The organism is Thioalkalivibrio paradoxus ARh 1 (assembly GCF_000227685.2).
Taxonomy (GTDB): domain Bacteria; phylum Pseudomonadota; class Gammaproteobacteria; order Ectothiorhodospirales; family Ectothiorhodospiraceae; genus Thioalkalivibrio; species Thioalkalivibrio paradoxus.
On the sequence record NZ_CP007029.1, the window covers coordinates 1405489 to 1432181 of the forward strand.

Consider the following 26693-nt stretch of genomic DNA (forward strand, 5'->3'; position numbering starts at 1 on the left):
CAGTCGGGCCGGGGGGAGTGTCGTGGGCGGTCCAGCGTCCGGCCGATCGATTCGAGTGGCCCTGGAGGGCGAGTCGCGATGTGTCTTGGAGTTCCGATGCAGGTGGTCGAAAGCGGCGAATTCACCGCGCTGTGCGAGCGGCGTGGCGAACAACGCCGGCTGAACATGATGCTGGTGGGCGCGCAGCCGGTGGGTACCTGGGTACTGGCGCTGAAGGACCATGCCCGCGAGGTGCTCGACCCCGGGCAGGCGGAACAGATCGATCGTGCCGTCTGTGCGCTGGAGGCGGCGCTGCGCGGCGAGGGGGGGAGCGAGGACTACTTCGAGGATCTGGTGCTCCCATCCCAGGTCGGACCGCCGAAGTAGGCGCGGCAGATCATGGACAGGCGATCGAAACCGGGGCAGCCGGGCGACCGAACGGGGAGTGACGGGCAGGGCGGGAACCTGCGGCCGTCCGCCGCGCTGGACCCGGTGTCTGTGCCCGCCGACGCCTGGGCCGAGCGCGTCGAGGGGGTGTTTCGTGCGATCGCGGCTGAACGCATGCAGGGGATGCCGCTCGCCAATCCCGCGTTGCAGGTGGAGGCCGTGGGGTTCCGTCATCTGCACGGTGCCGTGTTCGGTGTGCTGATTCTGCCGTGGTCGATGCTCCTGTTGCGGATCCCCGATACTGGTGCATTGCGCCTGGGCGCGACCGCGGTGCGCGAGCTGCCTCGGGGACAGGTGGATTTCGTCGGCGCGCACGAGGACATGATCGGGGCCTACGAGAGCTGTTCGCTGTTCTCGCCGATGTTCGGCTTCCCCGACCAGGCCACCGCCCGGGCGGTGGCCGAGGAAATCCTGGTGCAGTTGTGGTCGACGCCGCAGCCCGCGTCTCCCGCGCGACCGCGCGCCGGCGGCGGCCCGCTGGCCGCGCTGCGGCGCAATGCCGACCAAGACCTGGACCGGCGCGGCTTCCTGCGCGGAGCCTTTCTGCGTGACGAACCCGATTCCCGCTGAAGGCCGGATCGACATCCGGGTCCGCTGGGATGGGGGGGCGGTGACGGCCGCCGCCGTGCAATCGCGCCGCCCGCAGCCGGGCCGCCTGCTGCGCGGGCAACCGGTGGCGCAGGCGCTGGCGGTGATCCCGCGCCTTTTCAGCCTCTGCGGCGACGCCCAGACGGTTGCGGTCGAGGCGTTGCTGGCTCTGCGCGAGCGGGGCGCGATCGATGACCGGCAGCGCGCAGCCTGGGCTGCACGCATCCACCTCGAGTCGCTACGCGAGCATCTTTGGCGCTTGGGCCTGGATTGGACGCGGATCGCCGGTGCGCCGCCGCTCGCGGATCCCCTGCGGGCGCTGCTGGCCGGGCAGCACGGGTGGGCAGATGACCGCGACGCCGCGCGATCCTGGGCGACGGAAACCCTGCGTGCCCTGTTCGGGCCGCGATCCGCGATGGGCGATCCGGACGCTTTCGGGCGCTGGCTGGAGCAGGATCCGGCGCCACTGGCCGAATTGCTGCGCCAGCTGCGGCCTCGGCTGCAGGGCCGCGGCGTCTCCGGCGCACCGCTTTTCGGTGCCGCGGACCTGCAGGGCTGGGTCATGCAGGCGCCGGCACGCCTGCAGGCCGATCCCGAGTATCACTGGCGGCCCGATCACGCCGGGCGTGTGTTCGAGATGGGGCCGCTGGCGCGGCTGCGGGCGCATCCGGTGCTGGCGCTCGGCGACGGGCAGGCCGATGCCTGGCGCCGCGTGCTGGCGCGGGTTCTGGAACTCGAGCAGGGGTTACAATCGCTGGTGCATCGAGCGCGTTGGCCGCATGCGCTGATTGGTGAGGCGGCGCCCGACGCGGCGGTGGTGGCGCTGGAGATGGCACGCGGGGTGCTGCTGCACTGGCTGCGCGTCGACGACGGGCGAATCGCCGAGTACCGGATCGTCGCGCCCACGGAGTGGAATTTCCACCCGCAGGGTCCGGCGGCGCGGGGGCTGGTCGGCACCCGTGCGGACGGCGAGGCGGCGTTGCGCGAACAGGTGGCGCTGCAGTTGATGGCGCTGGATCCCTGCGTGCAATACGAACTGGAGATCGCGGATGCATGAGATGTCGCTCGCCGAGGGGATCTTGCAGATCATCGAAGACCAGGCCGCACAGCGCGCGTTCGATCGCGTGCGGCGGGTGCGGCTCGAGGTGGGGCAACTCTCCGGTGTCGAGATCGACGCGCTGCGGTTCAGCTTCGATGCAGTGGTGGCCGACAGCATCGCGGCGGGAGCCGCGCTCGAGATCGTCGAAGTGCCAGGAGAAGGCTGGTGCCTGGACTGCAACGCGACGGTGGCGATCGGCGCGCTGTTCGATTCCTGCCCGCTGTGTGGCGGCTACCGCGTGCGTGCATCGGGCGGGATGGACATGCGGGTGCTCGATCTGGAGGTCGGAACCACCGCGGATCGCGCCTAGGAGCCTGTCGGGCCCAGGCCGCCGGCTTCCCGGCCGGGCATGCCGCCTGAGGGTCACGGGCGCCGGCGGCGAAGGCGTTCGCGAACATGAGCCAGCGCAATGCACCCGGCCGCGACGATTGGCAAGCTGGGCTGCAGGGAAACTGGATCCGGGCAGGACGGGGGCGCAGGATGCCTCCATCCAACGAGATGACGGCGGGCTGTGTCGCCACGACGGCCCTGGCGCAACGGACGATTTCAGGAGGCGGTGATGTGTACGGTATGCGGATGCGGGGAAGGTGAAGCCCGGGTCGAAGGACAGGCCGTGCGCGGCCACGAACACGAGCATCGACATGCCGACGGCACGGTGCACAGTCATCCCCACGATCACTCCGGCGCACATGGCCACGGTGCGGCCCATGAGCACTCCCACGAACACCGGCACGCGGATGGCACGGTTCACCGCCACCCGCACGACCATGCCGGCGCGCCTGCACACGGGCACCATCACCACCATGAGCATGTGCATGAACATGCCGACGGCACGGTGCATGTGCATGTGCACGATCATGGCGGCGAACACGGCCACGGTGCGGAGCACGATCACCTGCACCGTCACGCGCATTCCCACCGGCACGCGGATGGCACCGTGCATGCCCATGCGCACGACCATGCCAGCGAGCACGGCCACGGGGCCGGTCACGACCACGGACACGGACAGCCGCACCACCACGAGCACCGCCACGCCGACGGCACCGTGCACAGCCACCCGCATGACCACGACAACGCCCACCACGGGCATGGGACCGTCCACGCTGCGGAAGCGGGGCCCGATGGCGAACTGCACTACGGTCGGGGGGCGGCCCACGCGCATGCGCCAGGAATGACCCAGGAGCGCATGGTCCGCATCGAACAGGACATCCTCGGCAAGAACAACGCGTACGCCCGGAGCAACCGCGAGCATTTCCGCCGCCACGGCATCCTGGCGCTGAACTTGGTGTCCAGCCCCGGCTCCGGTAAGACCAGCCTGCTGGCCGCGACCATCGAACGCCTGCAGAACCGCTACCCGGTCAGCGTGATCGAGGGCGACCAGCAGACCAGCCACGACGCCGAGCGCATCCGCGCGACCGGTGCGCCGGCGGTGCAGGTCAATACCGGCAAGGGCTGTCACCTCGACGCGCTGATGGTCGGGCATGCGGTCGAACATCTGAAGCTCGACCGGCGCGGGCTGCTGCTGATCGAGAACGTCGGCAACCTGGTCTGCCCGTCCGCGTTCGACCTCGGCGAGGCGCATAAGGTGGTGATCCTGTCGGTGACCGAGGGCGAGGACAAGCCGCTGAAATATCCCGACATGTTCCACGCCTCCGACCTGATGATCCTGAACAAGACCGACCTGCTGCCCTACGTCGACTTCGACGTCGCGCGCTGCATCGACTACGCCCGGCGGGTGAATCCCGAGCTCGAGGTGCTGCAGGTCTCGGCGCGGACCGGCGAGGGGATGGACGCGTGGATCGCGTGGCTGAACCGGGCGATGGGGCAGGATGCCGGCGCGGAATCCGCGGAAGAAGAACTCGAATCGCTGCGCCGCCGCGTCGCCGAACTCGAGGCGCAGCTGCAGGAGGCGCGGCAGGAACGGTGAGCCGGGCACCGGCGGTTACGTGAACCCACAAGGCCTCACCCCGGGGCGACGTGCAGGGCGGAACGGCGCAGCGGCCGCCATCGCCGGCAAGGCGCTGCCCATCCGCCGGCGTGTGCGCGTCCGGGGTCAGGTGCAGGGCGTGGGCTTTCGCCCCTTCGTCCACAATCTCGCGGTCGAGCTCGGCCTTGCCGGCTGGGTGCTGAACGACGCGGCCGGTGTCGACCTCGAAGTCCAGGGCGACCCCGAGATTGTCGAAACCTTCCTGCACCGCCTGAACGCCGAACCCCCGCCGCTCGCGCGCGTCGATGCGGTCGAGATCGCCCGCGTCGCCGTCGAGGCGATCGACCCGGCCCATCCCTTCCGGATCGCCCCGAGCCGCGCCGGGGCGGTGCGCACCGGGATCACGCCGGACGCGGCCGTCTGTCCCGCCTGCCTCGCCGAGCTGTTCGACCCGGCAGACCGGCGTTACCGCTATCCGTTCATCAACTGCACCCACTGCGGTCCGCGCTACACCTTGACCCACGCGCTGCCCTACGATCGCCCGAACACGAGCATGGCCGCTTTCCGGCAATGCCCGCCGTGCCAACGCGAGTACGACGACCCGGCCGACCGGCGTTTCCACGCGCAGCCGAACGCCTGTCCCGACTGCGGTCCGAGTCTGGCGCTGCTGCAGCCGGACGGTTCGTCGATCCCCGCGACCGACCCGATCGCCGAGACCGTGCGCCGGCTGCGGGCCGGCGAGATCCTGGCGGTGAAGGGACTCGGTGGCTTCCATCTGCTCTGCGATGCACGGAACGCAGCCAGTGTCGCCCGCCTGCGCGCGCGCAAGCACCGCGAGGAAAAGCCGCTGGCAGTGATGGCCGCGAACCTGCATGCGCTCGAGGGTCTGGTCGAAATCGGCGCTCCCGAGAACGCGCTGCTGCGTTCGCGAGACCGCCCGATTGTGTTGCTGCGCAAGGGCCGCGGCTGCGACGACGCCCTGCCGGGCGTCGCCCCGGGGCTGGCCTGGCTCGGCGCAATGCTGGCCTACACGCCGTTGCACTACCTGCTGTTCCACGAGGCCGCCGGCCGGCCGCCGGGGGTCGCCTGGCTGGAGGCCGAAGACACCGATCGCTGGCTGCTGGTCTGCACCTCGGCGAATCCCGGCGGCGAGCCGCTGGTCATCGACAACGGCGAGGCGGTGCGCCGTCTGTCCGGCATCGCCGATGCGCTGTTGGTGCACGACCGCGATATCCGCGTGCGCTGCGACGACTCGGTGGTCCGGGTCGGTGCCGGCGGTGCGGCCTTTCTGCGCCGTGCGCGGGGCTACACGCCGAACGCGATCCGTCTTCCGCGCAGCGGCCCCTCGGTGCTGGCACTCGGCGCCTGGCTGAAGAACACGCTGTGCGTGACCCGTGGCGACCAGGCCTTTCTTTCGCAGCACATCGGCGACCTCGACAACGCCGCGACCTGCCGTTCGCTACACGAGACCGCCCGGCACCTGCTCGATATCCTCGAAATCCGGCCCGAGCGCGTTGCCTGCGACCGCCACCCGGACTTCTACAGCAGCCAGCTCGCCGCCGCGATGGCCGATGAGCTGCGCGTGCCGCTGATTCGGGTGCAGCACCATCATGCGCATCTGGCCGCGGTGCAGGCCGAACACGGGCTGGATGAGCCGGTGCTCGGGATCGCGATGGACGGAGTGGGCCTGGGTGACGACGGCACGCCCTGGGGCGGCGAACTGCTGCGTGTGGAAGGCGCGAGTTTCGAACGCCGCGGCCACCTCGCCCCGCTCGCACTCCCCGGCGGCGACCGCGCTGCCCGCGAACCCTGGCGCATGGCCGCCGCCGCGCTGCACGCGCTCGGGAGGGGAGCGGAGATCCCCGCGCGCTTTCCGGATCAGCCGTTCGCGGCCCAGCTCGCCGAACTGCTCGAGCGCGGCACCGCCAGCCCGCGCACGACGAGCCTCGGCCGGCACTTCGACGCTGCCGCCGGCCTGCTGGGGATACGGCCCGTGCAGCGTTTCGAAGGCCAGGCCGCGATGCTGCTCGAAGGCCTGGCCGAGCGGCACGGTGCCGCCGACCCGTTGCCGCAGGGATGGCGAATCGAATCCGGCCACACGCTCGATCTACGTCCACTGCTGGCATGGCTGGCCGACTTCGCGCTCGAAGCCGGCGGCAGGCTGCCGCGCAGCGCCACGGGCAACGCGGCCGGGATCAGCGCCGATTCGCCCCACGCGGCCGCGGTGTTCCACGCGACGCTTGCCGCGGCGCTGGCCGACTGGATCCAGCCGATCGCCGAGACGACCGGCATCCGCGGTCTTGCGTTCAGCGGCGGCTGCGTACTGAACCAGGTGCTGATGACCGACCTCGAACGGCGCTTGGCGATGGCCGGATTCCGGGTCTACCTTCCCCGCCTCGCGCCCGCGAACGACGGAGGGCTAAGCCTCGGCCAGGCCTGGGTCGCGATGAACGCAGAGGTTCGGCCGGGCCGCTGACGCCACGGGATCCGAATATGGCCCGGATTGCGCGGGTTCGCCGCATGAACGAAGGACATCGCGTGCGATCGGGTTGGGCGATTCCGGCGACCCGTCTGCGGGTTCGTCGAACGCGGGCACAGAAATCCAGTAGAATCCGCGACCTCCATTCCGATACCAGCCCGTTCAGGTTATCCGATGACCAGTGCCCGACCCAACCAGGACTGCTATTTCTGCCGGGTTTCCGCCGGCTTGGCCGACCCGTTCATTTTCGAGAACCGATCGTTCATCGGCATCTTCGACACCAACCCGGTCAATCCAGGACATGCACTCGTGATCCCTCGGCGGCACGTGGCCTCGCTGTTCGAGCTCGACGCAACCGAGCAGGCGGACTACTTCGACGCCATTCACGGGGTCCGGCAGGTGATCGAGTCGACCGACCTGACCGACCTGTACCAGCACATGCTGACCCGCGAGGACCAGCGCGAGCGACCGAAGGACCACATCCAGGCGGTGCTCAAGCTCCCCTTCCTGGGCAAGCGGCCCGACGCCTACACCGTTGGCAACAACGACGGGCGGGCGGCGGGAAGGAGCATCGATCATCTGCACATCATCCTGATCCCGCGCTACCAGGGAGACGTGGAGGACCCGAGAGGCGGTATCCGCAACATCATCCCGGACCGAGCGAAATACCATTGGGCGGCCCCGGGGTCGCGCGCCGCCACCACGCCCACGCCAGGGCGTTGAAGGGTCCAGCGCGGCGCGGCTGCCGGCACGGGTAACGGTCGGCGGCGGCGAAGGCGTAGGGCGGAAAAGGCCGAAGGCCGTCATCCGCCATCCGGCGCCCGGGGTGCGGCGGTCGCCTGGGCACCGCGAACGCCGAGCGGCGGATGACGCTGCGCTTTTCCGCCCTACGGCTCGCCCGGGACACGAGACAGGCCGTGACTTTCACGTTAAGCGCGGCGGGGTTGCTGGCACGGGTGACGGTCGGCGGCGGCGAAGACGCGCGTGTGCCGCCGAGCCGGGCCGGCCGGACCGCCCCCGGGCTGGGCGTCAGCGCGCGGGCTCCAGGCGCCAGATGCCGTCCCGGCCACCGCCGTTGTCTGTGGCCACGTGGAGGATGCCGTCGGGTCCGACGCGCACGTCGCGGATGCGGCCGAGACTGCCGCGGATGAGTTCTTCCTCGTGCACTGGGATGCCGTCGCGGAACACGACGCGGCGCAACTGCTGCGAGCGCAGGCCGCCGGCGAGGAAATTGCCCGACCACTGGCCTGCGTAGCGGCTGTCCTCGGGCAGCGCCGCGAGCCCCGAGACGGCGAGCGACGGGGTCCAGTCGATCACCGGGTCGACCATGCCTTCCTTGTGCCGCACCGTGTAGTCGAAGTAGGGCTCCTGGGTGCGGTAGTTCACGCCGAGCGAGACCTTGGGCCAGCCGTAGTTCTCGCCCGCCTCGATGCGGTTCAGTTCGTCGCCTCCGCGCGGACCGTGGTCGGTGGCCCAGATCTCGCCGGTGTCCGGATGCACCATCAGACCCTGGATGTTGCGCAGCCCGGTGGCGTAGATCTCCGGCGCGGCATCGTCCCGGTTCACGAAGGGGTTGTCGTCGGGCACCGACCCGTCGTCGTTCAGGCGCAGCAGGCTGCCGGCATGGTCACCCAGATCCTGCGCGCGCGGTGGGTCAGAACCGCGGTCGCCGACACTCATCAGCAGCGTTCCATCGGGCAGCCACGCAAGGCGCGAGCCGTAGTGGCGGCCCGGTCCCGAGTAGCGGTTCTGAACGAAGATCTCCTCGACGTTCTCGAGGCGCAGACCGTCGAGTTCCCCGCGGGCGAGCGCGACGGCGGTCTCGCCGGGGCTGTCGGGATTCGAGCGCGAATAGGTCAGGTACACGAGGCGGTTGGTTGCGAAGTCGGGGTGCAGCGAGACGTCGAGCAGCCCCCCCTGGCCGCGTGCCGTCACCGCGGGTGCTCCGGACACCGCGAGCGCCGAGCCGTCGCGTATCCGGCTCAGATTTCCGGAGCGTTCGGTCACCAGCAAGTCTCCGTTCGGCAGAAACGCGAAGGCCCAGACGTGGTCCAGCCCATCCACCACGTTGACCAGGCGCAGCGACTGGTACTCGGAATTCACGGTTTCGGAGGCGCAGGCTGCGTTCGCGAACAGCAGCGACACGGCGGTCGATAGGATGGCGAGGCGGTTCAGCGGGTGCATGGCAGTCTTCCGCGAATGAATGGAGTGACTTTTCATAGTCGCCGCGTGGCTGGGACGCAACTCGCCCGACCTTTGCGCCGGCATGGCGCCGCGTTCAGAACATCTCGCTCTCGATCTCGAGGAACACGGCCGATGCATTGCGCCGGTGGGTCTCCGCGAACGCGGTGACGTTCTCGTATTTCGACCAGTCGGCTGCGTCGTAGGCCTCGTCGAAGGACAGGAAGTTCTCCACTGCATCGGCCATCGTTTCGCGCAGGTCGCGCAGGTACCCGCGGGTGAACGACACCGCGCGCGCCGCGTGGCGGGTGGCGTCGCCGTGGCCGGGGATCAGGAACGACGGGTCCATTTCCTGGACCATGTCGAGTCGGTCGATCCAGTTACGGGTGTTCACGTCGTCGTCGCCGACGAAGGGCAGACGCCCGTCGAACACGATGTCGCCGGCGAAGACGACGCCCGTTTCCTCGATCACCATGATCACGTCGTCGAGCGAGTGCGCGGGTCCGGCGTGCAGCAGGCGGAACGTCTTGTCGCCCAGCTTCAGGGTGTGTTCCGCGTCGAAGAACTCGTCCGGATGCACGACGCGGGTGTTCTCGTCGACCCAGGGGAAGAGCACGTCACGGCGTTGAGCGAGACGCTGGCGGGCGGTTCCGCTGTCGAGATAGCTCTTCGCCAGTTCCTGCCCGATGATGTGCGCGCCGGTATGGTCGGCAAACGCCTGCAGCCCGTAGATGTGGTCTGCGTGGTAATGCCCGGCAATCACATAGCGGATCGGCTCGTCGGTGACCTCGCGAATGCGCCGGATCAGCTCGAAGCCGAGCGAGGGGGTCCCCAGCGCGTCGTACACGACCACACCGTCACCCGTGGTGACGAACCCGGCATTCGAGGTATGGCCCTGGTTGTCGGAACTCGGGATCCCGGATAGACCGACGACGTACCAGGTGTCGGCGCCGTCCACCGGATGGGCCGTGGTGTCGACGGTAACGGATGGGTACGGATTGTTCGGTACAGTCATGGCGTGTTCCTCCGTGGCGTGTTCCTCCTTCAGGACACGACGAAACCCGCCGGGCGCGTATTCCCCAGGCGCCAGGGGTTGAACGGGATCGCGACGCCGGGCAGATCAGCAACCGATTGCGGGAGATCAACGGCGAGCTCGCGCACATCCGGTACAATCCACGGCGCTCGGCGAGCGTCATGCCTTGAAAGCGGCAATCGCAGCGCCTCCCGGACCGGCCGATGTTGATCAGGACCGCCCCGTGGTTTCCCGCTCCGGGTTGCCGAGCACCTTCGATGATCACGAGACATGGTCACCATGCTGACGCACCGGCAGTCCCCGCGAGTACGTATGCGCATCCGCTGCGATCTTCAGATTGTGCCCGTGGGTTGGCATTTCGGCGGATTCACGCGCAATCTGTCGACTGGGGGTACCGAGTTCGAGGCGATCGAATCGCTGGTGCGCCCGGAACGGAGGGTGAGTCCCGGCATGCGGGCGCTGATCACGTTCCCGTTGTTGCGACATGGTCTGATCGAGGAGTGCAAGTTCAGCTGCCGCATCTGCTACGTGAACGCGAACAGTACCGGTGTCGAGTTTACGGATGCCTGTCTGACCCGCGAGCAGAAAGACGCCCTCGAGCTGATGATGACGACTCGTTCCAACCGTTGGGACTCGCTGAAATGAAGGATTCGGCGGCTGCGTTCCATTGCGGCTACCGTGTGGGATGGAACCTTCCTGCCCGAGGATGGCCCGTCGCCCGTCGATGCCCCGACTTCTCCAACTCCAGGGATGGGGTCGGACTCGTCCCTTGGCGGGATCGTGGCTTCTTGCGCTGCCCGTGGGGACAACAGAGAATCTCGGCATGTGTCTCGCGATCCCGGTGAAGGTGGTGGAACTGCTGGAGGCCGAACAGGCCCTGGTCGATGTCGGCGGCGTGCGCAAGGAGGTCGACGTAAGCCTCGTCGACGGCGTGCAGGCGGGTGACTACGTGATCCTGCACGTGGGTTTCGCGATCAACCGACTCGACGAGGCCGAGGCCGAGCGGACGCTGTCGATGCTGCGCGAGATGGGCGTCGAGCCGGGAGCCGCCGCGTGAAGTACGTCGACGAGTTCCGCGACGGCAAGGTTGCCCGCAACCTCGCGAAGACGATCGCCGCCGAGGTCCGCTCTGATCGCCGCTATCACCTGATGGAGTTCTGCGGCGGGCACACCCACGCGATCTCGCGCTATGGCCTGCGCGACCTGCTGCCGGCGGAAGTCCGCTTCATTCACGGTCCGGGCTGCCCGGTCTGCGTATTGCCGATCGGGCGCATGGACAGCGCGATCGAACTGGCGCGCGACCACGGCGTGATCCTCTGCAGCTACGGCGACACGATGCGCGTGCCGGCGTCGGGGCGCACGAGTCTGCTGCGCGCGAAGGCCGAGGGCGCGGACATCCGGATGGTGTACTCCAGCGCCGATGCGCTGAAGATCGCGCGCGAGAACCCGGAGCGCGAGGTGGTGTTCTTCGCGATCGGCTTCGAGACCACCACGCCGCCGACCGCGGTCGCGTTGCGCCAGGCGCGTGCCGAGGGGCTGAAAAACTTCAGCGTGTTCGCGAACCACGTGCTCACCCCGTCGGCGATCCAGAACATCCTCGAGTCGCCCGAGGTGCGCGAGCTGGGGACGGTGCCGCTGGACGGCTTCATCGGGCCGTCGCACGTATCGACGATCATCGGCAGCCGGCCCTACGAGTTCTTCGCCGAGGAGTTCCAGAAGCCGGTGGTGATCGCGGGCTTCGAGCCGCTGGACGTGCTGCAGTCGGTATTGATGCTGGTGCGCCAGCTGAACGACGGCCGCGCCGAGGTCGAGAACCAGTTCAGCCGTGCGGTGACCCGCGAAGGCAACCTGAAGGCGCAGGCGCTGGTCGCCGAAGTATTCGAGTTGCGCGACCGCTTCGAGTGGCGCGGGCTCGGCGAGGTGCCGTACAGCGCGCTGCGCATCCGCGACGCCTACCGGGACTTCGACGCCGAAGTCCGCTTCGACCTGCCGTACCGCTCGGTGCCGGATCACAAGGCCTGCGAGTGCGGCGCGATCCTGCGCGGGGTGAAGCAGCCGCAGGACTGCAAGGTCTTCGGTACGGTCTGCACCCCGGACAACCCGCTCGGCTCGTGCATGGTCTCGGCCGAAGGCGCCTGCGCGGCGTATTACACCTACGGCCAGTTCACGAAGTCTCCCGCGGTCGCCCAAGCCTCGTGAGCGCGAACCCGAAGACGGTGAAGCGGGGTTACATTCGCTCGCTGGACCTGAAGCGCGGCAAGGTCGAGCTCGCTCACGGCGGCGGTGGCCGCGCGATGGCGCAGCTGATCGACGAGTTGTTTCAGCAGGCGTTCGAGAATCCCTGGCTGCGCCAGGCCAACGACCAGGCACTGCTGACGCGGCCCGAGGGCCGGATCGTGATGGCGACCGACAGCCATGTGGTCTCGCCGCTGTTCTTCCCCGGCGGCGACATCGGCAGTCTCTCGGTGCACGGCACCATCAACGACGTCGCGACCAGCGGCGCGCGCCCGCTGTGGCTCTCCGCCGGCTTCATTTTGGAAGAAGGCTTTCCGCTCGCCGACCTGAAGCGCATCGTCGATTCGATGGCGGCGGCGGCGCGCGCGGCCGGCGTGCCGATCGTGACCGGCGACACCAAGGTGGTCGAACGCGGCAAGGGCGACGGCGTGTTCATCAACACGACCGGGGTCGGCGTGGTGCCCGACGGTGTCGAGATTTCCGGCGACCGGGCCCGGCCCGGCGACCGCATCCTGGTCAGCGGTTTTCTCGGCGATCACGGCGTCGCGATCATGTCGCTGCGCGAGAACCTGAGCTTCAGCACCAATATCGAGTCCGACTCGGCCGCGCTGCACGAGCTGATCGCGGCGATGGTGGAGAATGCTCCGGATATCCATTGTTTGCGCGACCCGACCCGCGGCGGGCTCGCCGCCACGCTGAACGAGATCGCGCGGCAGTCGGGCGTCGGCATGACCATCCGCGAGGACGACATCCCGGTGCGCGAAGAGGTCGACGCCGCCTGCGAACTGCTGGGGCTCGATCCGCTCTACGTCGCCAACGAGGGCAAGGTCGTCGCGGTCTGCCCGCCGGAATCGACTGAGCGGCTGCTGGCGGCGATGCGCGCCCACCCGCTCGGCCGGGACGCGGCGATCATCGGCGAGGTGGTCGCCGACGAACACGCGTTCGTGCAGATGGAAACGAGCTTCGGCGGGCGGCGCAACGTCGACTGGATTTCCGGCGAACAGCTGCCGCGCATCTGCTGAGCCGGCGCCGGGCGGAGCAGGGCGGGCTATCGGCTATCGGCTCACGGCCCACGGCCCACGGCGTCGCGATGCGCGTAGGCAGCGGGGATGCCGGGCAATCCTCTTGCCCATCGCTCAGTCTCGTGTGAAATCGCCAGCGGCAGACGTACGTGGCCCTGCTACTTCTGCGGCGCGCTGTCCTCGGCACCCCGAGCCGCGCTCTGTGCGTTGTCGCGCAGCTGCCTGACCCGTTCCAGGCCCTTCAGCCGCTGCGCATGCACGACTTCGAGCTTGGTGGTGATTTCCTGCTGCTCATCGGGGTCCGATTCCTCCTCGAGTTTCCCGCGCAGTCGCGCCTCCTTTTTCTCGAGCTTCTGCAGTATCTCCTGGATCGATTCCAGCTCCGCGTGCTGCTCCGCCCGGTCCTTGTCGAGGAAACGGCCGAGGCGTTCAAGAAGTTTTCGGGTCTTCATCGGCGTGTTCACCGGGCTGTGGGTGTGCCATGGTATTGCCGGCCATGCGCTTGATTTCCTGAGGATCCAGCGCCAGATGTTCCTCGGCAACATGGTCGGCCGGTTCGTCGCTGACCAGCAGTGCGTGCGCTGCCTCGATCAGGTTCTCGGCGATCGTATAGGCGTAAGCCTCGTCGTTCATCAGCGACGTGGCGATATGGGCCGACAGTTGTCGATCGCGAATCGCCTGGTTGATGTTTCCCACCAGTTTGCGGTGCGATGTCTCCAGCGAAAGCCTGAGCGAATCCAGTGACAGGCTGGTGGCGGCCCCGGGCTCCTGATTCCGCAGCTGTCCGATCTCGCGCAGGAGCCTGGCGAGTTGCAGACGCAACGCATCGTAATGCCGTCGCACCATCGGATCGAATGCGGTCCCGTAGCGAACCAGGTTCTTGTGCAGGTGCTTCATCCCTTTTACCGCTTCGACGATGTCGCGGCTGGCCTGTTGCAGCGCGTACAGGCGGTTGGTCCAATGTTCCGAGAGTTCGCGCTGATGCACTTCGCCGATGAAGGCCACGATCGCGCTGTGCAGGCTCTTGATGTTCTGTTCGTAGGCGTCGTCCACGTCCAGGGGCATGATCCTGCGGGTGTTCCGCACCGCCTCGGTCAGGGATCGGTCGGAATTGATGACCGCACGGCGCAGGCTGAGCCCATGGGCGATCAGGCCGTGGGCGTTGTCGAACAGGTGCCCGACCTCCCGGCGTACTGCGGTCACCGCGGTGGCGGGTGTTTTCAGCGCCTCCGAGTACAGGTACCGAGGCTGTTCGGCGGAGCGCGGGGCGAGGCGCACGCGCCGAATCAGTTCGCGTTCGAGCAGGCGGACGAAGGGGGTCAGGATCGCGACGCCGAGCAGGTTGAACAGGGTGTGGAACAACGCCAGCTTCAGCAGATAGTCGTCGTCGGCGATGCCCACCATGCCGGAGATCCGATCCACGGCCCAGCCCATCTGTTCGATCAGCAGGATTGCGACCGCCGCGGTCATCACGTTGAACAGCACGTGGGCGACCGCGAGGCGCCGGCCGCCGAGGTTGGCGGCCATGCCCCCGGCTGCGGTGGTGATCGCGCTGCCGAGGTTCGCGCCGATCGCGAGTGCCAGCGCATTGTCGTAGGTCACCTGTCCGGCGGCCAGCGCGGCGATGATCACCAGGAGCGTCGCGTGGCTGGACTGCATTACGACCGTCATCAACATGCCGATGGCCGTGAACAGCAGTACGCCGGCGAGTCCCGGAACCGCATAGGCCGCGAGATCGAAGCCTTCCTGGAACGCCTCGAATCCCTCCTTCATGAAATGGATGCCCAGGAACAGGAAACCGACGCCCAGGAACAGGTAGCCGATCCCCTTCAGCATGCGGTTCCGGTTCAGCAGCAGAATGACCCCGAACACCAGCATCGGGGCTGCGTAGGCGGCGATGTCCACCCTCAGGCCGAAACCGGCGATTAGCCAGGCTCCGGTCGTGGTGCCGAGGTTCGCGCCCATGATCACGCCGATGCCTGCGGCAAGGCTGATCATTTCCGCGCTGACGAACGAGATCGTGACCAGCGACACCAGCGTGCTGGACTGCATCAACGTCGTGCTGGCAATGCCGAAACCGATGCTCTTCCACAGCCGGTCGGTGGAATGGCGCAGCGCCGCTTCGAGCGTGCCGCCGGTGAAGGCCTTGAAGCCGGTCTCAAGCGCGATCATGCCGAACAGGAAGATGGCCACGCCGGCGGCGACATCGCTCAGGTGCGGACTTGCCCAGAACGCCCAGGCCAGCAGCAGGAAGGTGAGCGGAAGCAGGACTCGGCGCATTCCGGTCCGGCTCAGCCGAAGGCCGCCTGCGGATCGGCAGGGATCGGCGGCGCGGTGTGCTCCCGTAGAAAGCCGACGACCTCGGAACGGCTGCCGACAAAGATCGGGGTGGCCGCGGACCTGCGCCGCGACGCGTGCTCGTATTGCGGATCGTAGTACTCGCGGAACAGGCAGTCGATCCAGTCCCGGTGTGCCTCGACAGATCCACTGCGGCGATGCTCGGCGAGCGCATGGTTCAACGCGCGGCTCAACGTTGAATGCCGCTGCCCCCCGAGCCGGTTGCGGATCCGGTCGAGTGCGGCGAGCAGCTCGGCACCGAGCCGGTCGAGCGCGTATTCGGGCCCGTAGAAACGCGAGTACTCGCCCAGCGGGCCGAGGATGTAGTCCTCGAGCGTGACCTGGATCCGGCTGTCCAGCGGCTCCTCGATCAGCACGCGCGGCGCCGTCTGCATGCGTGCAAACAGTGGCGGGGGAATCAGTCGATGCCCGATCAGCTTGCTTTCGTCCTCCAACACGACCGGTCGGACCCCCTCGGCCGCCTGGCGGGCGCGCTGGCGCAGGAGTTCGATGGCAATGGCATTCTCGAAGTCGATCTGGGCCGGCTGGCCGCCAGGTCGCCGGCCGAAGGCCGAGCCCCGGTGCCGTGCGTGGCCTTCCAGGTCGATGGCCTGTTCGAGGGCCCCGATCACCCGCGTCTTTCCGCAGCCGGTACGCCCGGCGAGCGTCCAGAGCGGGATCCCGGGCAGCGTCCGCGCAAGACTCTCCAACAGGAACCTGCGCATCGCCTTGTAGCCGCCGCCGATACGCGGCAGTGGCTGACCGGCCTCTGCCAACCACCGCTGCACCGTGGCCGAACGCAGACCGCCGCGGAAACAGTAGACCTGACCCTCGGGATTGCGTGTGCGCCAGTCCAGCCAGCCCTCGATGCGTCGCTTGCGTTCCTTCCCGGACACCAGGCGGAGCCCAAGTTCGATTGCTGCCTGCTCGCCACGCTGCTTGTAGCACAGGCCGACCTGGTGGCGCTCGTCGTCGTCCAGCAGCGGCAGATTCTGGGAGCTGGGGAACGCACCCTGCCGGAATTCACCGGGCGAGCGCACATCCAGCAACGGGACGCCCTGGAGGAAGATCCGGGCGTAGTCCTGGACGATCGCGCCTTCGTTCATCGCGCGAGCTTCGCGCGCAGCACGCGGTCGCAGCCACCGAGCGAGCCCGTACGGCCGGAGCTTGCCAGCGTCTCGGGCGGCGGCGCGCCGTATCGTGGCCGCGTGCGACCGGCTGGCTTCACGCCGTCGGCGCCGAGTGGCGGCACGAGTCTCTGAGAGAGTGGAAACGGTCGGGCATCCACTGCACCCCGATGCTCAGTCGTCTGCCGCATATTTGCGCGCGGCGTCGGCAGGGTGGAGGTGGGCCACGCCCTCATGGCAGTCGATGCAGGTGTTGTCGGTGGTTTCCATCCGCCGGTGCATTCGTTCGGCGCGGGCGCTCTGACCACTGAACGAGTCGACATGGTGGCAGTTGCGGCAGGCCTGCGAGTCATTGGCGCGCATCCGTTCCCAGACGCGTTCGGCCATCTCGCCCCGCCGATCCTCGAAGCGCTCGCGCGTGCTGATCGAGCGCAACACGAACTCGTGGTAGCTGTCGCGGATCCCGGATGTGGTCTTCACGATCAGCTTGTCCGGATAATGCTGCGGGATGTGGCAGTCGGCACAGCCCGCGCGCACACCGCTGGGGTTGGAGTAATGGATGGATTCCTTCCACTCGGGGTAGACGAATTCCTCGTGGGAATGACACGCCGTGGCACAGAAGGCGTCGCTGCTGGTGGCTTCGATCGCGACGCTCGACCCGACCATCGCCGCTGCACCGACGATGAACGCCAGGATGCCTCCGATCGGGATCCCGAGCAGCCATCGTGTTCGGGGCCAGCCCCACAGGCCGCGGCGTTCGGGGTTCTTCGGCTGATCGGACATGACGGGGCGCTCCTTGGGGCTGGGTACAGGCTGAGGATCTTCCGGCCCTGGTTGAGCAAGCGCCAGGGAACGCGATCGGGACGACCGGAAGTACCCCGTTCAATGGTAGATACCCGGTGTCGCGAACGCCAGCCAGCCGGGTATTCGCAAGACCCTGCCTGCGGCTGTCGGGGCGCGCCGCCACTGCGGTTGAGTGATCTAACCTTGTGGGAGAGCTTCAGAGGGAAGCGACGGCGACAGGAGAGGCGGGATGGCAGGCATTTTCGTGGGTGTGGATGGTTCGGACGGGGCCCGGCGGGCATTGCGCTGGGCACGGGAGGAAGGCGTGATCCGGGGCACCAGGGTCCATGCGGTGTTCGTGCTCGACCGCCGCTACCTGGAGCCGGAATGGGCATCGCTGATGGCGCCGCCGGTGGAACAACTGCGCGAGGAAGCCCGGCGTCTGCTGCAACAGGCCGTGGAGCAGGCCGGCGGCGCGGCGGCCGAACTGTCGGAGAACGTGCTCGTTGGGGAGGGGCACGGGATCGCGAAGGCGTTGCTCGATGCCGCCAGTGATGCCGATCTGTTGGTGGTCGGTTCACGCGGACGCGGCGGATTTCACGGGCTGCGGCTGGGTTCGGTCAGTCAGCAGATCCTGCACCACGCGCGCTGCCCGGTCGTGGTAGTGCCCGCGGGATAAGGATCCCGCGGGTGGGTGGTGAGGGTGGCCGGTATCAGTTCCCGGCGCTGGCGGATGGGGACTCCGCGGCGCCGTCGCGCAACCGTTCCTCGACCTCGTCGAGGTTGCTGCGGATGATTCCGGCTTCTTCGGAGCCGGGTTCGAACTGGGACGCCAGCCGTTCCCAGTATTCCTGGGCCTCGGGATATTCCGAAGAGCGGAACGCCGCGAGACCGGCGAGCCACAGGCCGTTGACGTGGTTCGGTTCGATGGCCAGTGCCTGGTCGATGAAGGGCTTCGCGCGTGCGGCCAGATTGCCCCCGTCCAGGGAGCCAAGCAGATCCGCATAGCTGGTCAGGATGTCCGGATCCTCATTGCCGCCATGGCGAATCGCCTGCGCATACGCGCCGGCGGCGGCCCTCGGCTGTTCGAGGAACAGCAGCGAGCGCCCGAGCAGCGCCCAGCCTTCGGGATCCACGGGATTGGCTTCCAGGCGGGCACTCAGCGCTTGCACGGCGGCTTCGATGCTGCCGTCCATGCCGGGCTCGGCTCCCGCCGTCTGTTGCGGAGCGCTGAGCTGCGGGTCGAGTCCGGCAGCGCCGCTGCCGTAGCCTTGATAGATCAGCACCGCCAACACCGGCACCACGACGAGGCTTGCGATGCCGGTCGGCCAGCGCCAGGATCCCGGGAGCCGGCGCGAGCCGGCCGCCTCGCGGGCCTCGCTCATTTCGAGCAGGCTGCGCTGGAGGTCGAGCCGGGCGGTCGTGTACTGAGCCTCGGAGATGGTGCCGGCTTCGCGGTCGGCTTCGAGCTCGGCGAGTTGCGCGCGGTAAACATCGACTGCTGCAGCGCTTCCTTCGTTCGAAACCGGTTCACTCTGGGGCACCGCACGGGCACGCAGCATCGGCACGAAAAGGAACAGCAGAGAGACGGCCGTCAGCACGGCCGCAATGGACCAGAACACCGTCATCCCTGCCCTCCGCGGTCCTCACCGAGCAGGCGTCGCAGCCGTTCCTCCTCGTCGGCGGACAGCGGCGCCGAGCTGACTCGCTCCTTGCGCCGCCATAGCACCAGTCCCAGTACGGACAGGCCCAGTACCAGCAGGATTACCGGTCCGTACCAGAGCAGGTAGGTGGTGCGATTCACCGGTGGACGGAACAGCACGAAATCGCCGTAACGGGCTACCATGTAGTCGACGACCTCGCCGGTTTCCGCGCCGTCCTTGACCATCAGCGAGATCTGGCGGCGCAGGTCGGCGGCGAGTGGCGCATTCGATTCGATCAGGTTCTGGTTCTGGCAGACGGTGCAGCGCAGCTCGCGCACCAGCTTCTGATAGCGCTCCTCCTGTTCGGGCGTTTCGAACACCAGCGGTTCCGACGGGGGTGCGGTCGGGCCCGCAAAGAGGTGAGTGGGTGTGGCCAGGGCAAGCGCCCCGAGGCACAGCAACGCAGGCATCCAGTGGCGCGCAGTCATGACTCGGCCTCCAGTTTTCGGTATAGGGGAAGGATCTCGTTCTCGATGATTTCGGGCGTGATCATTCCGATATGCTTGAAGCGGATCATCCCGTGACGGTCCATCAGGAACGTCTCGGGGGTTGCGTACACGCCCCAGTCGATCCCGACCAGGCCGCTCTCGTCGAAGCCGATCGCGTCGTAGGGGTCGCCGAACTGCGCGAGGAAGCGCAGAGCGTCGGAACGCGTGTCCTTGTAGTTCAACCCGTACACCGGTACTCCGGCGCGCCGCAGTTCGGCGAGCATCGGATGTTCCTGGCGGCAGGTCACGCACCACGACGCCCAGACGTTCAGCAGCGCCGGCTTGCCGAGCATCTCGGTACTGGCAAACCGGGTTTCGGGGTCGCGCAGTTCCGGCAAGTCGAACTGCGGGGCCTCGCGGCCGATCAACGGGGAGGGCAGGGCCCGGGGATCCAGGCTCAGTCCCACCCACAACAGCCCCACGAGCGCGAAGAACGCGACCAGCGGGAGCACGAAGCGGAGTCTCATTTCTGCAAATCCTCCTCAGGCAGCCCTGGCCGGAGACTGGCCAGGGCTGTTCTGCGATTGCCGGCACCCACAAGGGTGGGGGACGGATCAGGGTATAGACGCACCGGGTAGGGCATCGTTCAACCCGCCGATGCCGCCGACGGTCTGCCCGCGGTGTCGGCGCTATCGTCGGGCAGATCCTCTTCGCGGCGCACGCGCACGCGGTAGCGGCGGTCGGTGGCTGCCAGGAAGCCGCCCAGGCCCATCAGCACCGCGCCGGTCCAGATCCAGTTCATGTACGGCTTGTAGTAGACCCGCATCACCCAGGCATCGCTGCCCAGCGGCTCGCCCATGTTCACGTACAGATCCCGGAACAGCCCCCGGTGCAGCGAGGTGTGCGCCATCGGCATGTCCTGGCTGAAATAGTCGCGCATCTGCGGGCGCAGCGTCGCCAGCTGCCGGCCGTCCTCGCGGAACACCGCGACCGTTGCCTGTTCGGCGGTGTAGTTCGGACCGTCCACGGTTTCCAACCGATCGAGCCGGAACGCATAGCCGCCGACCTCGACCGTCTCGCCCACCGCCATGCGCACGTCGCGCTCGTCGTCGTAGCCGATCACGAAGGTCACGCCGATCACCAGCAATGCGACGCCGATGTGCGCGATCTGCATGCCGGCGTAGCTGCGCCCGAGCCGCTGGACCCGGGTGCCGAAGCCCTGCGTGCTGCCCGGGCGCCGGCGCAGGCGCTCGACCACGTCCTTCAGCGCCGAGCCGAGGATCCACAGCCCCAGGAAGGTACCCATCCCGGCAAGCAGCGACCAGCTGCCGACCGCCAGCGGCCAGAGCATCCCGAACACCAGGCTGAACCCGAGGATCCAGCGCAGCCGCCACAGCTGCTCGGTCGGGCTGTCCTGCTTCCAGCGCAGCCGCGGCCCGAACCCGAGCAACAGCAGCAGCGGCAGCATCAACGGCAGGAACACCGCCTCGAAGTACGGCGGGCCGACCGAGATCTTGCCCAGGCCGAACGCGTCGAGGAACAAGGGGTACAGCGTGCCCAGCAGCACCGCCGCCGCGGACACCGCCAGCAGCACGTTGTTGGTCAGCAGCGCCGACTCGCGCGAGACCAGCCCGAAGCTGCCGCCGAGGCCGACCTTGCCCGCGCGCCAGGCGAACAGCGTCAGCGAGCCGGCGACGACCACCGCCATGAAGCCGAGCAGGTACAGCCCGCGGTCGGGGTCGACCGCGAACGCGTGCACCGAGGTCAACACCCCGGAACGCACCAGGAACGCACCCAGCAGCACCAGCGAGAAGGTCAGGATCGCGAGCATCACGGTCCAGTTCTTGAACCCGCCGCGCTTCTCGGTCACCGCCAGCGAGTGCAGCAGCGCGGTACCCATCAGCCAGGGCAGGAACGACGCGTTCTCGACCGGATCCCAGAACCACCAGCCGCCCCAGCCCAGCACGTAGTACGCCCACCAGCTCCCGAGCCCGATGCCGAGCGTCAGAAACGCCCAGGCGACCGCGGTCCAGGGCCGCGACCAGCGCGCCCAGGCCGCGTCGAGCCGGCCGCCGATCAGCGCGGCAATCGCGAACGCGAACGCGACCGAGAAGCCGACATAGCCCATGTACAACATCGGCGGGTGGAAGATCAGCCCCGGATCCTGCAGCATCGGGTTGAGATCGCGCCCTTCCATCGCCGCCGGCAGCAGGCGCTCGAACGGGCTCGAGGTGAACAGGGTGAAGCCGATGAAGCCGATCGCGACCAGGCCCATCACCCCGAGCACCCGCGCCAGCACCTCGCGCGGCAGGCTGCGGCTGAAGGTCGCGACCGCCGCACTCCACAGGCTCAGGATCAGCACCCACAAGAGCAGCGAGCCCTCGTGCCCGCCCCAGACCCCGGAAATCTTGTACTGGGTCGGCAACAGCGAGTTCGAGTGCGTCGCGACATAGCGCAGCGAGAAGTCGTCGGTGACGAAGGCGTAGGTCAATGCCGCGTAGGCGAGCGCGATGAAGAACAGCTGCCCGAACGCGGCGCTGCGCCCCACCGCCATCAGCGCGACGTCGCCGCGCGCGGCCCCGATCAGCGGCAGCGTGCCTTGCGCAATCGCCAGCAGCAGCGCCAGGATCAGCGCAAACAGTCCAAGCTCGGCCACCATGCCTCAGTACCCCCCGGAATAGCCGCCGGGGGTGCCGCCGGGATGGCCGTCCACCGCCCCGCCGGCATCGCCGACCGTGCGCGCCTGCTCACGCTGCGCGCGCTTGATCGCCTCCGCCGCCTCCGGCGGCATGTAGGTCTCGTCGTGGCGCGCCATCACCTGGCTCGCCTTGAACACCCCGCCGTCCTGCAGGCTGCCCACCGCGACCACGCCCTGACCCTCGCGGAACAGGTTCGGCAAAATCCCGTGATACACCACCGGCACCGCCACCGCGGTGTCGGTGACCCGGAAATGCACCGTCACGCCGTCCTCGCCCCGCTGCACGCTGCCGTCCTCGACCAGCCCGCCAATCCGGAACGTCCGCTCCATCGGCACGATGTCGGCGACGATGTCCGAAGGCGTGTAGAAAAACACCAGATTGTCCCGAAAGGCGTTGAGCACCAGCCCCGCCACCACCGCCAGACTGGCCAGCCCCCCGGCCACCAGCAACAACCGCTTCTGCCGCGTCTTCATCGCGTACCCTCCTGCTCGTTCAACCGGGCCATGCGCTTGAGCCAGCCCACCAGACTGCGCCGGCGATAGCGCAACTGCACCAGCTCCACCAGCAACAGCCCGGCCATCACCAAATACGAGCCCCAGACATAGGGCGCATACCCGCCCATCGCCAGAAACTCCATCATGTCTCACCCTCCAGCCGTTCCCGTACCCAGCGCGCTCGACGCTCGCGCTCCAGCAACTCGATCCGCGCCCGCGCCAGCACCACCGCAATCGAATACATCCAGCACGCCAGCACCATGATCAGCAAGGTCACGAACATGATCGTCGCCATCGTCGGCGCCTCGGTCACCGTGATCGACGCACCCTGGTGCAAGGTGTTCCACCACTGCACCGAGAAATAAATGATCGGCACGTTCACCACCCCCACCAGCGCCAGCACCGCACTCGCGTTCGCCGCCCGCTGGCGATCGTCGATCGCCGCATGCAATGCCATGTAGCCGAGATACAAAAACAGCAGAATAAGTTCCGACGTCAGCCGTGCATCCCAGACCCAGTACACCCCCCAGGTCGGCCGCCCCCACAATGCGCCGGTCCACAACGCCAGGAACGTGAACAACGCACCCGTCGGCGCAATCGCCTTCGCCATCACCTCCGCCATCTTGATCCGCCAGATCAGCCCGATCCCGGCATAGACCGCCATCAATACGTACAAAAACATCGACATCCACGCCGTCGGCACGTGAATGTAGATGATCCGGTAACTGTCCCCCTGCTGATAATCCGGCGGCGCCACCACCAGTCCCAGATACAGCCCCGCCGCGAACAGCAGCACCGTCAGCCCGGCAAACCACGGAATCAACCGCCCCGCCAGATCGTAGAAATTCGCCGGCGCCGTGAACCGGAACCACTGGATACCCCTTTCCGACACGTCGGTACCTCCGTCAGTCGAGCATGATGCGCAGCGCCGCGGCAGTCGCCCAGGGCGTTGCGAACAGGGCAAAGGCGAGCAATGCGCCGAGCAGCGACAGGTGCGCCTGGGCGCTTGCGCCGTGCATCACCGCGTCGACCGCGCCGGAGCCGAGAATCAGCGGCGGTACGTACAGCGGCAGGATCAGCAGCGCGATCAGCACGCCGCCGCCGCGCAACCCCAGGGTGAGTGCGGCCCCGATCGCGCCGATCAGGCTCAGAATCGGCGTGCCCAATAGCAGGGCCAGCATCAGAATCAGGATTTCTTCGGCGCCGAGATTGAGCTGCAGCGCGAGCAGCGGCGAGATCAGCACCAGGGGCAACCCGGTAATCAGCCAGTGTCCGGCCGTCTTGGTCAGCACGAGCAGCCCCAGAGGCTCCGGGACCAGCAGCAATTGCTCCAGGCTGCCGTCGCGATAGTCGTCCGAGAACAGGCGCTCCAGCGAAAGCATCGTCGCCAGCAGCGCCGCGACCCAGAGCACCCCGGGCGCGAGCGTGCGCAGGAACTCGGGATCGGGCCCGACCCCCAGCGGGAACAGCGAGACGACGACCACGAAAAAGCCGACCACGGTCAGTGCATCCTGCGGCCGGCGCAACGCCAGGGTCAGGTCGCGCCGCAGCAGGGCGAACACGGATCGAAACATCAGTTTACCCGAGATGCAGGTTGTGACAGTCGCCGTCGATGTCGACAGCCTGATGGGTGGTGATCACGATCATCCCGCGCCGGGCGAGATGGGTTTCGATCGAGGCGCGCAACACCTCGATGACCTGGACATCGAGCGCCGCGTAGGGTTCGTCCAGGATCCACAGCGGCCGTTGCTCAAGCAGCAGTCGGGCAAGCGCCACCCGGCGCTTCTGGCCCTGGGACAGAAACCGGATCGGCAGATCCTCGTACCCCGCGAGCCCAATGCGTTCCAGCATTCCGAGCGCGGTATCGCGATCGGTGGCGTGCCCCCCGATACGGCCGGCGCTGGTAATGTTTTCGGTCGCAGAGAGGTCGTCCTTCAACGCATTGAGATGCCCGAGATAGCCGAGGCAGGAACCCGTGCCGCCGTCCACCGACTGGATCGGTTCCTCGCCCCAGAACACCTGGCCTTCCGCCGGGCGCGAGAGACCGCTCAAAATGCGGAGCAGGCTGGTCTTGCCGCTGCCATTGCGCCCGGAAACCTGCAGCAACTGGCCCGGCGAAAGCGTGAAACTAAGATGTTCGAACAGGCGGCGATCTCCGCGTTCGGCCGCGAGATCGACAGCGCGAAAAGTCCTGTCGGCCATGGAGGTCTGTTCAGCAGTCACGCGGCCCCTGGGGTCTGGTTATGTGCATCTGCAAGCGCCGGCATTCTGCCCGATCAGGCGCCGGGGCGGTTCTCGGGGGCAGCTACGGACACGAATTCGGTCGCTAGTGTCTCAGATTCTGCTCCGGAATCAAGGTGGGTAGACCCGACGGGTCGCTTCTCGTTCCGCCTCCGGAAACAGAAAGGGGCCGTTGCCGGCCCCCAAGATCGCGGTTCCTGGCGCGGGAACCCGTGCCAGGATGCCGCAGGTCGAAAGCTAGAGCTTGGCCTCGTAGATGGCCATCAGGCGGGGCTCCAGCAGTTCCTCGTCGTCGGTGAGTTCCATGATCCGCGGCTTCATGCCCTCGAACACAAGGTTGTACAGCATTTCCGCGCGCACGACGGCTGGCTGCACCGGGATGTCGTAGCTGATCACCCGCCGCTCGTGCGGTTCGAGACGGGAATCCCGTCCGACCTGGGTGGCCACCGGCGGCATGGCCGGCTTGCCCTCGTCATCGGCCAGCTGGTAGAAGAGGTAGGCCTCCGGCGCCTCCTGCTGGGCGTGCGTCTCGAAGTTCTGCCACAGCACGTTGCCGGTGGCGTCGAGCGCAGTCACGCGGACCTGGATGTTCCGGAACGGCGCCCCGGTGGGCATCTTGTGCGGCAGCTGGTTCTGCATCACGACGTCGGCACGCACGCCGTCGCCATTCGCCTGCACATCGACGGTCAGCACCACCGCGCGGGCCAGCATCGCCGGGTCATGACCGCCCCCCATGCTGTGGTTGGCGAAACCATCGGCGATCGGCATGTGGCAGGACTGGCAGGTCACCTGCGAGCCACTCTCCTCGATTTCGTCGCCGGTGGCACACAGTGGCACGCCCTGCGGGTTGGGCCGCAGGTGATGGCAGCCGAGGCAGAGTTCCGAGCTGCGCATCATGCGCGGGTTGCCTTCCAGCGGCAGGGCTGCGGGAACGGCCTGGCCGAAGGCGTCGAGGGTGCCGGTCGGCAGGTGCGGATTGCTGGAGTTGCCCGGCTCCTGGAGCTTGTCGAACGGGAAGCCGGTCGCCGCCTGAAGCTGATCCGAGGTCTCGTAGGCCAGGATCCCCAGGCGCAGGCCGCCTTCAGCCCGCCGCACGCCCTTGTAGCCCGAGATCTGATGGCAGGCGACGCAGTTCACGCCCTCGGCATAGGCGTCCTTCGCGTCGAGCTTGGTGACCTGGTCCTTCGCGGCGTTGGGCGCATGGCACTGCAGGCACACTGGAAAGCGCTGCGAGCGCTGATGCACCTGTCCTTCCTTGCGCGGATCGCCGACTTCCTGCCGGTACAGAAGTTCATGGATCGGATCCCGCAGCGCGGTGCTCTTCGCGTGCATCGAGCCCGACCATTGCCGGTAGATGTCTTCGTGGCAGCTCTGGCAGACGCTTGCCGAGATGTGATGAAGCGGACCCTCGATGTGCAGTTCCGCGGCCACCGGCTCGAGGCTGGCGTAGTACGCTGCCATGTGCACGAACTGCTCGTCGGTCATGTTCGCGCTGAGCGCGCCCATCGTCGCACTCTCGCGCTCACCCGTCTTGAACATGCGCATGGTGCGGATGAAGATGTCCTCCGACATCCCCGCCAGCGGCGGGTTGAGCGCCATGCCGACGCCTCCGGCGCCGTGACACGCCGCACAATACTGGTTGGCGAGTTCTTCGCCGGTCGCAACGTCGCCCTCGGGGAGGGCGTTGGATATTCCGGCCCAGCCCAGCATGAGGCTCGCTGCGAATAACAGCACGCCTTGTTTCATGATCCTCTCCTGTTGGTGTCGCTTTTGCTTGGTCTTGTCGGGTTTTCGATGTCTGGCGATGAATCGCCAACCTCTACTTGCGTGGGATGCTGCGTCAGGGGCCCGGCAGATCGCACGCTACGCGCGAAAAAGACCGCAGCGGGAC

At 67.7% G+C, this 26693-nt stretch carries 28 protein-coding genes; 12 read left to right on the forward strand and 16 right to left on the reverse strand.

Features of this window, described 5'->3' with window-relative positions:
* The first annotated feature begins 78 nt into the window (after positions 1 to 78).
* From THITH_RS06555 to THITH_RS06585, 7 genes are all read left to right on the forward strand, one after another.
* Positions 79 to 366 (forward strand): HypC/HybG/HupF family hydrogenase formation chaperone, encoded by a 288-nt coding sequence (locus THITH_RS06555; protein ID WP_006748693.1) that lies wholly within the window; start codon positions 79 to 81, stop codon positions 364 to 366.
* A gap of 12 nt (positions 367 to 378) precedes the next feature.
* Positions 379 to 996, forward strand: coding sequence for a [NiFe]-hydrogenase assembly chaperone HybE (hybE, locus tag THITH_RS06560; RefSeq protein WP_006748694.1), 618 nt, complete (start codon positions 379 to 381; stop codon positions 994 to 996).
* On the forward strand, positions 974 to 2071 hold the full coding sequence (locus THITH_RS06565) for a nickel-dependent hydrogenase large subunit (RefSeq protein WP_006748695.1): 1098 nt from the start codon (positions 974 to 976) through the stop codon (positions 2069 to 2071). Before hybE ends, THITH_RS06565 begins: the two co-directional genes overlap by 23 nt.
* A complete protein-coding gene (hypA, locus tag THITH_RS06570) occupies positions 2064 to 2423 on the forward strand; it encodes a hydrogenase maturation nickel metallochaperone HypA (protein WP_006748696.1) in 360 nt (119 codons plus the stop codon). Before THITH_RS06565 ends, hypA begins: the two co-directional genes overlap by 8 nt.
* 303 nt (positions 2424 to 2726) lie before the next feature.
* Positions 2727 to 4040, forward strand: a complete 1314-nt coding sequence (hypB, locus tag THITH_RS19140) for a hydrogenase nickel incorporation protein HypB (RefSeq protein ID WP_269667592.1) — start codon at positions 2727 to 2729, stop codon at positions 4038 to 4040.
* A 19-nt stretch (positions 4041 to 4059) separates the two neighbouring features.
* Positions 4060 to 6516: a carbamoyltransferase HypF gene (hypF, locus tag THITH_RS06580; protein WP_006748698.1), complete on the forward strand. Its 2457-nt coding sequence runs from the start codon at positions 4060 to 4062 to the stop codon at positions 6514 to 6516.
* A gap of 177 nt (positions 6517 to 6693) precedes the next feature.
* Entirely contained in the window at positions 6694 to 7242 is a 549-nt protein-coding gene (locus THITH_RS06585) for an HIT family protein (RefSeq protein ID WP_006748699.1), read from the forward strand.
* A 306-nt stretch (positions 7243 to 7548) separates the two neighbouring features.
* Here THITH_RS06585 and THITH_RS06590 read toward each other — a convergent pair whose 3' ends face one another.
* Both THITH_RS06590 and THITH_RS06595 read right to left on the reverse strand, forming a co-directional pair.
* Positions 7549 to 8703, reverse strand: coding sequence for a PQQ-dependent sugar dehydrogenase (locus THITH_RS06590; protein ID WP_006748700.1), 1155 nt, complete (start codon positions 8701 to 8703; stop codon positions 7549 to 7551).
* 94 nt (positions 8704 to 8797) lie between these two features.
* The gene (locus tag THITH_RS06595; protein WP_006748701.1) at positions 8798 to 9715 is read right to left on the reverse strand and encodes an MBL fold metallo-hydrolase; all 918 of its coding nucleotides are present in this window, start codon (positions 9713 to 9715) and stop codon (positions 8798 to 8800) included.
* A gap of 288 nt (positions 9716 to 10003) precedes the next feature.
* Here THITH_RS06595 and THITH_RS06600 point away from each other — a divergent pair, with 288 nt between their 5' ends.
* The 4 genes from THITH_RS06600 to hypE all read left to right on the forward strand — a co-directional run bounded on the left by THITH_RS06600 (position 10004) and on the right by hypE (position 12990).
* Positions 10004 to 10378 carry a PilZ domain-containing protein gene (locus tag THITH_RS06600; protein WP_025367352.1) on the forward strand — a complete coding sequence of 125 codons (375 nt, stop codon included), beginning with the start codon at positions 10004 to 10006 and terminating at the stop codon, positions 10376 to 10378.
* A gap of 178 nt (positions 10379 to 10556) precedes the next feature.
* Positions 10557 to 10790, forward strand: coding sequence for a HypC/HybG/HupF family hydrogenase formation chaperone (locus tag THITH_RS06605; protein WP_006748703.1), 234 nt, complete (start codon positions 10557 to 10559; stop codon positions 10788 to 10790).
* Entirely contained in the window at positions 10787 to 11932 is a 1146-nt protein-coding gene (gene hypD, locus THITH_RS06610; RefSeq protein WP_006748704.1) for a hydrogenase formation protein HypD, read from the forward strand. The genes THITH_RS06605 and hypD overlap by 4 nt, the downstream gene beginning before the upstream one ends.
* Complete coding sequence (gene hypE / locus THITH_RS06615) at positions 11929 to 12990, forward strand: hydrogenase expression/formation protein HypE (RefSeq protein ID WP_006748705.1); 1062 nt, start codon at positions 11929 to 11931, stop codon at positions 12988 to 12990. Before hypD ends, hypE begins: the two co-directional genes overlap by 4 nt.
* 158 nt (positions 12991 to 13148) lie before the next feature.
* On the opposite strand, the gene THITH_RS06620 is transcribed toward hypE, so the two are convergent.
* The 4 genes from THITH_RS06620 to THITH_RS06635 all read right to left on the reverse strand — a co-directional run bounded on the left by THITH_RS06620 (position 13149) and on the right by THITH_RS06635 (position 17237).
* Positions 13149 to 13442: a hypothetical protein gene (locus THITH_RS06620; protein WP_006748706.1), complete on the reverse strand. Its 294-nt coding sequence runs from the start codon at positions 13440 to 13442 to the stop codon at positions 13149 to 13151.
* Complete coding sequence (locus THITH_RS06625) at positions 13420 to 15270, reverse strand: Na/Pi cotransporter family protein (RefSeq protein WP_006748707.1); 1851 nt, start codon at positions 15268 to 15270, stop codon at positions 13420 to 13422. Before THITH_RS06625 ends, THITH_RS06620 begins: the two co-directional genes overlap by 23 nt.
* An 11-nt stretch (positions 15271 to 15281) precedes the next feature.
* Positions 15282 to 16433, reverse strand: a complete 1152-nt coding sequence (gene mnmH, locus THITH_RS06630; RefSeq protein WP_006748708.1) for a tRNA 2-selenouridine(34) synthase MnmH — start codon at positions 16431 to 16433, stop codon at positions 15282 to 15284.
* Positions 16434 to 16628: 195 nt separating this feature from the next.
* Entirely contained in the window at positions 16629 to 17237 is a 609-nt protein-coding gene (locus THITH_RS06635; protein WP_006748709.1) for a NapC/NirT family cytochrome c, read from the reverse strand.
* 250 nt (positions 17238 to 17487) lie between these two features.
* On the opposite strand from THITH_RS06635, the gene THITH_RS06640 reads away from it, so the two are divergent.
* Complete coding sequence (locus tag THITH_RS06640) at positions 17488 to 17916, forward strand: universal stress protein (protein ID WP_006748710.1); 429 nt, start codon at positions 17488 to 17490, stop codon at positions 17914 to 17916.
* A 34-nt stretch (positions 17917 to 17950) separates the two neighbouring features.
* Here THITH_RS06640 and ccmI read toward each other — a convergent pair whose 3' ends face one another.
* The 10 genes from ccmI to THITH_RS06690 form a co-directional block, all read right to left on the reverse strand.
* Positions 17951 to 18865, reverse strand: a complete 915-nt coding sequence (gene ccmI, locus THITH_RS06645; RefSeq protein ID WP_006748711.1) for a c-type cytochrome biogenesis protein CcmI — start codon at positions 18863 to 18865, stop codon at positions 17951 to 17953.
* A complete protein-coding gene (locus THITH_RS06650) occupies positions 18862 to 19368 on the reverse strand; it encodes a cytochrome c-type biogenesis protein (RefSeq protein ID WP_006748712.1) in 507 nt (168 codons plus the stop codon). The genes ccmI and THITH_RS06650 overlap by 4 nt, the downstream gene beginning before the upstream one ends.
* On the reverse strand, positions 19365 to 19895 hold the full coding sequence (locus tag THITH_RS06655; protein WP_006748713.1) for a DsbE family thiol:disulfide interchange protein: 531 nt from the start codon (positions 19893 to 19895) through the stop codon (positions 19365 to 19367). The genes THITH_RS06650 and THITH_RS06655 overlap by 4 nt, the downstream gene beginning before the upstream one ends.
* Positions 19896 to 20014: 119 nt before the next feature.
* The gene (locus THITH_RS06660; RefSeq protein WP_025367353.1) at positions 20015 to 22027 is read right to left on the reverse strand and encodes a heme lyase CcmF/NrfE family subunit; all 2013 of its coding nucleotides are present in this window, start codon (positions 22025 to 22027) and stop codon (positions 20015 to 20017) included.
* Between the two features lie 3 nt (positions 22028 to 22030).
* Positions 22031 to 22540 carry a cytochrome c maturation protein CcmE gene (gene ccmE, locus THITH_RS06665; RefSeq protein WP_006746856.1) on the reverse strand — a complete coding sequence of 170 codons (510 nt, stop codon included), beginning with the start codon at positions 22538 to 22540 and terminating at the stop codon, positions 22031 to 22033.
* A complete protein-coding gene (gene ccmD, locus THITH_RS06670) occupies positions 22537 to 22707 on the reverse strand; it encodes a heme exporter protein CcmD (protein ID WP_006746855.1) in 171 nt (56 codons plus the stop codon). Before ccmD ends, ccmE begins: the two co-directional genes overlap by 4 nt.
* Positions 22704 to 23453: a heme ABC transporter permease gene (locus tag THITH_RS06675; protein ID WP_025367354.1), complete on the reverse strand. Its 750-nt coding sequence runs from the start codon at positions 23451 to 23453 to the stop codon at positions 22704 to 22706. Before THITH_RS06675 ends, ccmD begins: the two co-directional genes overlap by 4 nt.
* Positions 23454 to 23466: 13 nt before the next feature.
* A complete protein-coding gene (ccmB, locus tag THITH_RS06680; protein WP_006747863.1) occupies positions 23467 to 24135 on the reverse strand; it encodes a heme exporter protein CcmB in 669 nt (222 codons plus the stop codon).
* Positions 24136 to 24139: 4 nt separating this feature from the next.
* Positions 24140 to 24763, reverse strand: a complete 624-nt coding sequence (gene ccmA, locus THITH_RS06685; protein ID WP_006747862.1) for a cytochrome c biogenesis heme-transporting ATPase CcmA — start codon at positions 24761 to 24763, stop codon at positions 24140 to 24142.
* A gap of 276 nt (positions 24764 to 25039) precedes the next feature.
* Positions 25040 to 26548 carry a multiheme c-type cytochrome gene (locus THITH_RS06690; RefSeq protein ID WP_006747861.1) on the reverse strand — a complete coding sequence of 503 codons (1509 nt, stop codon included), beginning with the start codon at positions 26546 to 26548 and terminating at the stop codon, positions 25040 to 25042.
* Between the last annotated feature and the right edge of the window lie 145 nt (positions 26549 to 26693).